Source organism: Marinilabilia sp., from assembly GCF_016278715.1.
Classification (GTDB): Bacteria; Bacteroidota; Bacteroidia; order Bacteroidales; family Marinilabiliaceae; genus Marinilabilia.
Window position 1 is genome coordinate 17,698 of record NZ_JADQBH010000312.1, and the last position, 9,966, is coordinate 27,663.

A 9,966-nucleotide genomic window follows, 5' to 3' on the forward strand; every position below is an offset into this window, starting at 1 on the left:
GTAGATAAGCGCTTTATGGTCCATGCTGTTTTTGTTTAAATGCACATTGTCAACGCTGTACGATGCCCTTGACGTTTAAAAATCTAACAAACTACTGAAAAAACATGTCCAATAAAAAACTTAAGAAAATGAAGATTTCCAAAGTTATTCTAACCTCGATGTTTTTTGCTATAATTTTTGGTTTAAGTACCGGTAATGCTCTTGCCAATTCATTCAGGTCAGAAAAGGACAGTATTGATTGTCTTCAAAAATTATCGGTGGCTTCCCTGGCCATTGAGAAAAATATGCACATTCATGCTGTTGGCCCCTGGCGGTCATTGGTGGAAGATTGTCCGGATATCAGTGTTCGAATCTATTCGGATGGAGTAAAGTTGTGGGAACAATTTATAGAGAATGCAAAAGAGGAATCCACCAGACAAGCTTATGTTGATACTTTATTAATGGTTTATGATAAACGATTAAAGTATTTTGGAGAATATCAGAAGTATCCTGAGGGATGGATTCTTGGAAGAAAGGGTATGGAGATTATTAAATACCGCAGGAACAATCTTCATTCATTAAAGAGTGCATACGATTGTTTTGCGAAGAGCTATTCTTTGAGAAAAGAAAAAAGTGAACCTGCTGTGCTGCTGGCCTGGATGCAGTCTTCCAAAATTCTGAGTGATGAGGGGATTGTATCCGACAGTTCTTTTATTTCTGATTATGTTAGTGTCTATGGTGAAGTTCAAAAATGGCAGCTTCAGGAACAATACAATTCGAATATTGTCCATAAGGTTCAGCAGGTTCTCACCTCAATAATTCAGAGGGCGAATTTTGAAAACTGTGATGTTTTTAGTGAGGTGTTGGGAGGTGCGGAATTGGTCGCTGATCTTACATCATCTGAGATAAACACTTACCTGGAGGTTATGAAAATATCAGGATGCGTGGAGACAGAGCTGTTTACTTCGTTAGTTCTAAAAAAATATGAAATGAATCCTTCCCCGGAGGCAGCATTTGACCTGGCCAGGATGTTTATCCGTAAAAGAAGATTTAACAAGTCTGCTGATTTTTACAAAGAAGCTGCCTCAAAAACCACCGATGACAGCCTGAAAGCTGTTTGTTATTTTGAGTTGGCTGTTTTGACGGATGGTCACTTTAAGAAACCTGTCGAGGCGCGCCAATATGCTAAACGTTCCTCTTTACTGATGCCTCAATGGGGACAACCGCATCTGTTGCTTGGAAGTATCTATGCCAGGGAAGCGAATAATGTTTCAGGAAATGATTTTGAAAAAAATGCTGTTTATTGGGTTGCAGTAGATCAGTTTTTGACAGCCATCAGAAAAGACAATTCGTGTAAGGTCGAAGCGTTGAAGCAAATAGATGTTTACACGCAGTACTTTCCGGATAAACAAACATGTTTCTTTTATGGATTGGACGAAGGACAGGAGTTTGTTGTAGGTGACTGGATAAACGAACCAACCACTGTCAGATACAGATAAAAAATAATTAACCACATAAGAAATAATAGGTAACAGTAAGAGATTAAGTTATTTAAAGCATGTAGGGAAAAGGAGGTTAGTTGCTAACTCTTGTTCTTAACAGGTAGAAGGAAGGAGCAGAAAGATGGGGTAATCTTCGCCACAAAAGTTAACCAATGGCAGGCTGATAAAAGAACATCAAGCCATTGCATTTATTGACCATAATTAAGAATTTTCTTTGGGTGGATTAGTAAAACGGGCCGGAATGTTTAAACAAACCGACCCGTTTTTCTTATTTTTCAGTATCGAATTTGAAAACCGTGGTATGACTATATGGTTTTTCAGGGGTCACAATGCAGGACGGGAAAGAGGGATGGTTTGGGGAGTCAGGAAAGTATTGTGTTTCGAAGCACATAGCTGCAAAACGGTCAAATTTCCGGGCTGAGTTTTTGTAGCTTCCATCCAGATGATAACCTGAATAAAACTGCATTCCGGGCATCGTGGTGTAAATCTCCATAATTCTGCCGGATTCGCGTTCTTTGGCTATAGCCGCACGTCTTAGATCACCTTCGTTGCCCTGTATTACCAGATTGTGGTCGTAAGCATCTTTCGGAAGATGCTCCAGGCGCGCTCCTACTTCGTGGAACTCTTTGAAATCAAGAGGGGTATCCTTTGTGGAGATAATGTCTCCAATGGGAATATCATCCTTTTTCGGGGTGTATTCATCAGAAAAAATAAGGACTTCATGTTCCAGAATGTCCCTGTTCCTGCCCGACAAATTAAAATAACTATGATTTGTTAGATTAACCGGGGTTGCAGCATCGCTTGTGGCCTCATAATCAATGATGAGCTCATTCTCGTTGCTCAGATAAAATCGAACTTCCACGTTAAGATTTCCGGGATATCCTTCATCATTGTCGGGACTGTTTAATTGCATAACCAGAACCTGGCCTGCATCGGTATCCTCAATTTTTGGTTCCCATATTTTTGAATGGAAACCTGTGGGCCCGCCATGCAGGTGATTGTTTCCATTGTTAATCCTTAATTTGTATTTTTTCCCTTTGAGTTCAAATTGTGCTTTGGCAATTCTGTTTGCAAAACGTCCGATGGTAGCTCCCAGAAACACACAGTTTTCAAGATAATTCGGAGCAATGTATTGCATTGGGTCGTCAAAGCCAAGGACTATATTGGCCAGTTCTCCTCTTTTATCTTTTGTTTCTATCCGGGTAATGGCAGCGCCGGCGTTGGTGATGTAAATAGTAGTGCCCTCATCGTTCTTAATTTCAAATAATTTTACCGATTGTTTTTGGGCTTCTGTGGATACATTGAGTTCTTTAATATTCATTTTGAGTGTTTTAATTTGCTTTGAATATTTGTTTAAGCCTTATATGAAAACAGTTCTTTTTTCCGGGAAATAATGTAAAGGTCAGATAGTGACTAACATCTGCTATGGCAAAAGTAAACAAATTTTATGATTTCAATCGGATTAAGAAATGTTAGGTGTATGGGTTTACCAAACTTTAATTTCATCAGGCCAAAAATGTTGTGAAAAGTTCCGGAGCAAAACAGGTAAAAAACAATTTCATATAATAATTCCCTTAAATGTGTTAATTTTGCAGCTTCAAAGTACAAACTGCATAAAACTGAAAATCACATGATCCTTTTCTTTCAGGGGGACAACCGGCAAATATTGGCTGTTGGTTGTAAGCAAGCCCTTTCTCAAACCGATTTGGAAAAACTCACCTGGCTCTTTGATGGTGCCCGTTTGATGTCTGAACAAAATTTGAACGGCTTTTTTGTCGGGCCCAGGCGGGAAATGATTACTCCCTGGAGTACCAATGCTGTTGAAATTACCCAAAATATGGGGATTGCCGGAATTGAACGAATTGAAGAGTTTTTTGAAACAGAAAACCAAAATGCGGATTTCGATCCGATGCTTCAGGTTCTTTATAAAGGATTGGATCAGGAGATTTTCCATATTGACAAAACGCCTGAACCGATTGTTTCTATTGACGATATTGAGGCTTACAATATTAAAGAAGGACTTGCTTTAAATGCAGATGAAATTGGTTATCTTAACGGCTTGAGTGAACGTCTGGGGCGGCCACTCACCGACAGTGAAGTGTTTGGCTTTTCGCAGGTGAATTCAGAGCATTGTCGTCACAAAATCTTTAACGGAACATTTGTGATTGATGGTGAAGAGAAAGAGAGTTCCCTGTTTCAATTAATTAAGCGTACCTCCCAAAAAAATCCCAATTATTTGGTTTCGGCCTATAAGGACAATGTGGCTTTTATTGAAGGGCCTTCTATGAAGCAATTTGCTCCGGGGCGTCAGGATACTGCTGATTTTTTTGTTGAAAAGGATATTGAGTCTGTACTTTCTTTGAAAGCTGAAACGCATAACTTCCCAACAACGGTTGAGCCGTTTAATGGAGCAGCCACCGGTTCGGGAGGAGAGATACGCGACCGGCTTGGAGGAGGAAAAGGAAGCTTACCTCTTGCAGGTACAGCCGTTTATATGACCAGCTACTCCCGCCTGGAGAAAGGGCGCAAATGGGAGGAGAATTTTAAAGCACGACCATGGTTGTATCAAACCCCGGAACAAATTTTAATTAAAGCTTCCAATGGGGCTAGCGATTTTGGTAATAAATTTGGACAACCCTTGATTTGTGGTTCTGTACTTACTTTTGAGCATTTTGAAAACTATCACGAATTTGCCTATGATAAGGTAATTATGCTGGCCGGAGGAATTGGTTTTGCCAAAAAATCTGACAGTCTGAAAAATAAACCTTCCAAAGGTGACCGGGTGGTGGTTTTGGGTGGTGATAATTACCGTATCGGAATGGGGGGAGGAGCTGTTTCTTCCGTTGCTACCGGAGAGTTTGCCAACGCTATTGAACTGAATGCTGTGCAACGTTCCAACCCGGAGATGCAAAAACGTGCCATGAATGCCATTCGGGCAATGGTGGAGAGTGATGAGAATCCCATAGTTTCCATACACGACCATGGTGCCGGTGGCCATTTAAACTGTCTTTCGGAGTTGGTGGAGGAAACAGGTGGTACCATTCACCTGGACAAACTTCCGGTTGGTGATCCAACGCTTTCTGCCCGTGAAATAGTGGGGAACGAATCTCAGGAAAGAATGGGACTGGTTCTTCATGAGAAACACGTGGAAATATTGAAAAACGTTGCCCAACGAGAGCGCTCTCCCTTTTACGTGGTTGGAGAAACCACCGGGGATATGCAGTTTAAGTTTGAAGATGACAAAGGCAATTCGCCCATTGACCTTCAGCTTGCTGATATGTTTGGTAATCCGCCAAAGACGGTGATGAATGACGAAAGTGTTGAACGGAGATTCCGGGAACTGGATTATTCGGTTGAGAAAATTGAATCCTATCTGGAATCAGTACTTCAGCTGGAATCTGTGGCTTGTAAGGATTGGCTGACAAATAAAGTTGATCGCTCGGTGACCGGAAAAGTAGCTCGTCAGCAGACAATTGGAGAAATTCAATTGCCTTTGAGTGATTTGGGCGCTACGGCCATCGATTATTCAGGAATTAAAGGAATGGCTACTTCTGTTGGACATGCTCCCGGCATTGGTCTGATTGATGCCGCTGCCGGCTCTGTTGTTTCGGTGGCTGAATCGTTGACCAATCTGGTATGGGCTCCCATGACACATGGTATTGAGGGTGTGAGTTTGAGTGCCAACTGGATGTGGCCCTGTCGGAACAAAGGAGAAGACGCGCGCCTGTATGAAGCTGCCGAGGCGGTCAGTGATTTTGTTTGCGATTTGGGCATCAATATCCCTACAGGAAAAGATTCCTTATCCATGACTCAGAAATATCCTGACGGGGAGTCTGTTATGTCGCCCGGAACGGTGATTATCAGTGCTGCAGGAGAGGTGGAGGATGTTCGTAAGATTGTGACCCCGTTATTGAAAAAAGATGTTAACAGCTATTTGTTGCATATCGATCTCTCATTTGATGCACTTAAGCTTGGAGGAAGTAGTTTTGCCCAGATTCTGAATAGGCTGGGCAATGAAGCGCCGACAGTAACCGATGCTGATTATTTCAAGACCGCTTTTGAAGCCATTCAGAAACTTATTCGTGAAGGACTTGTACTTTCAGGACATGATGTTTCTGCGGGTGGATTGGTTACTACTCTGCTTGAAATGTGTTTCGCTAACAAAGATTTTGGAATTTCGGCCAACCTTTCAGAAATGGAAGAACCGGACCCGGTGAAATTGCTTTTCAGCGAAAATCCTGCCGTTGTAATACAGGTTACTGATATTGAAAAGGTTTCCACAATACTGGAAGAAGCAGGTATTCATTTTAGCCTGATCGGACAGCCGGTTGAGGAGCGTAAGCTGACAATTAAAACAACGGAGAAAGAGTTTCCTTTTGATATTGACAAATTGCGTGATGTGTGGTTCCGGACATCCTATTTGCTGGACCGCGACCAAAGTGGCCCACAGAAAGCAAAAGAAAGATTCGAAAACTATAAGAATCAACCTTTAAAATATCATTTTCCTACAAATTTTCAGGGAACAGAAAAGTCTCTTGACATCGTGAACCCGACCAGGAAGGCTCAAGCGGCTATTATTCGTGAGAAAGGGGTAAACGGAGATCGTGAAATGGCCTGGTCGTTGTACAAAGCAGGCTTTGCTGTGAAGGATGTTCACATGACGGATCTTATCAGTGGAAGAGAGACACTGGAGGAAATCGATTTTATTGTTTTTGTAGGTGGTTTCTCCAATTCAGATGTGCTTGGTTCGGCTAAAGGTTGGGCCGGTGCATTCCTTTACAATGAGAAAGCCAAAAAAGCTTTGGATAATTTTTATGCTCGTCCTGACACGCTGAGTCTTGGTATTTGCAATGGCTGTCAGTTGATGGTTAATTTGAATTTAGTGAATCCCGGGCATGAGAAAAAAACAAAAATGCTTCACAACGATTCGCATAAGTTTGAATCCATCTTCCTGACCATGAAGATTCAGGAGAATAATTCTGTTATGCTTAAATCTCTTGCTGGTTCACAAATTGGGGTGTGGGTTGCTCATGGGGAAGGAAAATTTGAATTTCCTTTGGAGGAGAGTGCGTATAATATTCCAGGAAAGTATGGGTACGATGCCTATCCGGCCAATCCCAACGGAAGCGATTACAATGCTGCTGCTATTTGTTCGGACGACGGACGCCACCTGGCAATGATGCCGCACCTGGAAAGGGCAGTTTTCCCCTGGCAATGGGGCTATTATCCCGAAGATCGTGCCGGTGATGAAGTAACACCCTGGATGGGAGCTTTTGTGAATGCCAGGAAATGGGTAGAGAGTAAAAAATAAGACACCTGCCTGATGATTTTTAAAAAGCGGAAATTGCCATTCAAGGCGATTTCCGCTTTTTATGTTTATGAGCGTTGTATAAAAAGATGCTTTTTATACCTGGTTCATTTATCAAAAGTAAACTTCAGCATGTATCATTTCTGATGAAACTCCCTGTGATTCAAGAATGTCATAAACATCGTGAATCATACTGCTGTTGCCGCACAAATAGCATCTGGTGTTTGATAACACCGGATTTTCTTCCAGATAGTTGGTGACTCTCCCAAAATAAGAATTGTCGCTTTTTTGTCTGGAAGTGCAGGCAATGTATCGTGATGAACTATAAAAATCAGAATCGTATTTTTCGCTGTTATCTCTGATTCCATGCAGAATGGTGAAATCTAATCCGGGATTGGATTTAATAAAGCTGTGAAAAGGTGATATTCCTGTTCCGCTGGCAATAAACAGCAATTTTTCGCCCGGGTTACTTTTTCGTGGCAGGGAAAAATATCCTACTGGCTCTTCCACAACCAGCATGTTCCCTGGGCGTTGTTTCTTTAGCACGGGAGAGATAAAACCGTCGGAAACTTCTTTTACAAGAATTTCCAGAAAATCATCATTCTCGCCACTGTAAATGGAATATTCTCTGGTGTGAATACTGTTTGCGGGGCCTACGTTGATGTGTTGCCCTGCTTGAAATTCCAGGTTGTTTTTTTCGAGTTTAACCACAAATGTGGATTCGTTAAGGTGACGCATCTCAACAATTTCATGCAGTTTTGTTGAAATTTTGTTGGCTTCAGATACTTCGTTCATATTTCGTTCATATTTTGTTAGTAGAATTTGGTCTGAGTTATTGAGTCAATAGAAACTGAAACATTTTAATATTAATTTTGCTGGATTAGATTTGAGAAGTTAAATATCCGTACTCGTTTTAAATGGTTTTTGATTTAATGTTTTTTAGCTTAGCATACAATATTATCATATCCCCCGCAATACGCATTGGGATTATTGGTTTTCTGTTGATAAGATGCTGCAAAAAAAGAAAACCGTTGGAGTCAAAAAAGGTTTAATTATTTAGGATAAAATAATCCTAAATGTGAAATTCAGACAGTTCCAGATATTATTTATTTGGAACCATTCAACAAATTATCTATATTTTAGTTTTTCTATTATCCGAAAAATGTAGAATTCATGATATATTCCAAATACAGGTCCAAAGAATTAAGTTGGCTATTTTTTAACGGGAGAGTGCTTCAGGAGGCTTCGAAAAAGGAAGTGCCTTTGATTGAGCGCATTAAGTTTCTGGGTATTTATTCCAATAATCTGGATGAATATTTTCGGGTGCGTGTAGCTCTATTGAAACGATTGGTTCAGTTGGGTAAAGACTCCGAGGTTGATGGTGTTTCGCCTCGTGAAACGCTTCGGGAAGTCAACAGGGTGGTGCTGCAGCAGGGCGTGGAATTTGGAAAAATTTATGAGCAGATAATTCATGAGCTGGAAACACATAATGTGTATATGCTTGATGAGAAATCACTGAATAAAAAACAGGGCGAATATGTAAGACGGGTTTTTGAGCATAAGGTGAGGCCCAAGCTGATGCCGGTAATTATCTCTAAACGCAGAGCGCTGCCTGACCTGGAAGATGATGCCATTTATCTGGGAGTGATTTTACGAAAGCATAAAACTGGAAAATCTATTTATGCTTTACTGGAATTACCTGTTGATGCTTTGGGACGATTTTTTATTGTCCCCTCAAGTGACAAGTCCACCTGTATGCTTTTGTTGGATGATGTCATCAGGTATGAGTTGAAGGACATTTTTTATATGTTCGATTTTGATGAGATTGGAGCCTATACTTTCAAGCTTACGCGAGATGCCGAACTGGACATCGATGATGATATCTCTGAGAGTTATGTGAGTGCCATAGCTCAAAGTCTGGAGCGAAGAAAGGATGCACCACCCGTACGATTTGTCTATGACCGGGAGATGCCTGATGATCTGTTGGAGATTTTATTGAGAAAACTCCATTTTTCGAAGGGGGATGCCATCATTCAGGGTGGACGATATCATAACTTTAAAGACTTTATGGACTTCCCCAACATTGGGGGAAGCGATATGATTTATGATCCTTTGCCACCTATTCGCCATGAATATTATCCCAATGGTCAATCGGTTTTTCCGGTTTTACATGAAAGAGATATTTTACTTCATTTTCCGTATCATTCGTTCCTTCATTTTATAGATTTTCTTCGTGAGGCCAGCATTGATCCGATGGTCAGGGAAATGAAAATCACTATTTATAGGGTAGCAAAGCACTCAAATGTTATGGATGCCTTGATAAATGCGGCACATAACGGAAAAAAGGTCACCGTTGTGATGGAGCTTCAGGCGCGTTTTGATGAAGCTCATAATATTAAATGGGCCAACAAACTTACCGATGCTGGTGTAAAGGTTATTTATGGGGTAAAAGGTTTGAAGGTGCATTCCAAGTTATGCTATGTGGTCCGGAAAGAGGGGAGTAGGTTTAAACGCTATGCCTGTGTTGGCACCGGCAATTTCAATGAAGATTCCGCCAGGGTTTTTAGCGATCACATACTGATGACGGCTCACGAGGGGATTGCCCGTGAAGTTGGTTCTGTATTTGAGTTTTTTGATAAAAATTACCGCATTGCCCGTTATAGTCACTTATGGGTTTCTCCATTTTATTTGCGAAAAAGAATTAACGAGTTAATTAATAAGGAAATAAAAATAGCCAAACAGGGAGGAGAAGCCCGCATTTGGCTAAAAGTTAATAATCTGGCCGATTACCGGGTCATAAAGAAACTGTATGAAGCTTACAGGGCAGGTGTTGATGTGAGATTAAATGTGCGGGGAATGTTTTCCCTCATTCCCGATTTTGATGGCAATGGCAGTTCTATTCCAAGTATAGGGCTGATAGACAGGCTGCTGGAGCATAGCCGGTTTTATATCATAGGTGCCGGGGAACGTCAGCGCATTTACATTGCGTCTGCCGATTTAATGTCACGAAATATGGACAGGCGTGTGGAGGTTGCCTGCCCCATTTACGACGAAACCCTTAAAAGTCAGTTGTTGAATATGTTTCGCATTCAGTGGAAGGATACCAGTGCGGCACGTATTCTGGATAATAATCTGACCAATAAGCTGAAAAAACCTGTAGCCGGAGAAAAACCTTTC

At 41.2% G+C, this 9,966-nt stretch carries 5 protein-coding genes; 3 read left to right on the plus strand and 2 right to left on the minus strand.

The window, feature by feature from the left end:
• The first annotated feature begins 128 nt into the window (after nucleotides 1-128).
• Nucleotides 129-1,478, plus strand: a complete 1,350-nt coding sequence (locus QZZ43_RS18965; protein WP_291862595.1) for a hypothetical protein — start codon at nucleotides 129-131, stop codon at nucleotides 1,476-1,478.
• 271 nt (nucleotides 1,479-1,749) lie between these two features.
• On the opposite strand, the gene QZZ43_RS18970 is transcribed toward QZZ43_RS18965, so the two are convergent.
• A complete protein-coding gene (locus QZZ43_RS18970) occupies nucleotides 1,750-2,802 on the minus strand; it encodes an aldose epimerase family protein (protein ID WP_291862598.1) in 1,053 nt (350 codons plus the stop codon).
• Between the two features lie 309 nt (nucleotides 2,803-3,111).
• On the opposite strand from QZZ43_RS18970, the gene purL reads away from it, so the two are divergent.
• Complete coding sequence (gene purL, locus QZZ43_RS18975; RefSeq protein ID WP_291862600.1) at nucleotides 3,112-6,792, plus strand: phosphoribosylformylglycinamidine synthase; 3,681 nt, start codon at nucleotides 3,112-3,114, stop codon at nucleotides 6,790-6,792.
• Between the two features lie 111 nt (nucleotides 6,793-6,903).
• On the opposite strand, the gene QZZ43_RS18980 is transcribed toward purL, so the two are convergent.
• Nucleotides 6,904-7,584: an FAD-binding oxidoreductase gene (locus tag QZZ43_RS18980; protein ID WP_291862602.1), complete on the minus strand. Its 681-nt coding sequence runs from the start codon at nucleotides 7,582-7,584 to the stop codon at nucleotides 6,904-6,906.
• 378 nt (nucleotides 7,585-7,962) lie between these two features.
• Here QZZ43_RS18980 and ppk1 point away from each other — a divergent pair.
• Nucleotides 7,963-9,966 (plus strand): polyphosphate kinase 1 (gene ppk1 / locus QZZ43_RS18985; RefSeq protein ID WP_291862604.1); only part of this gene is annotated, 2,004 nt, incomplete at its 3' end.

What these genes read in the sequence shown, in the direction of transcription:
- QZZ43_RS18965 (WP_291862595.1), top strand. Translation starts at nt 129, where the DNA reads ATGAAGATTTCCAAAGTTATTCTAACCTCGATGTTTTTTGCTATAATT.
- QZZ43_RS18970 (WP_291862598.1), bottom strand. Translation starts at nt 2,802, where the DNA reads ATGAATATTAAAGAACTCAATGTATCCACAGAAGCCCAAAAACAATCG.
- purL (WP_291862600.1), top strand. Translation starts at nt 3,112, where the DNA reads ATGATCCTTTTCTTTCAGGGGGACAACCGGCAAATATTGGCTGTTGGT.
- QZZ43_RS18980 (WP_291862602.1), bottom strand. Translation starts at nt 7,584, where the DNA reads ATGAACGAAGTATCTGAAGCCAACAAAATTTCAACAAAACTGCATGAA.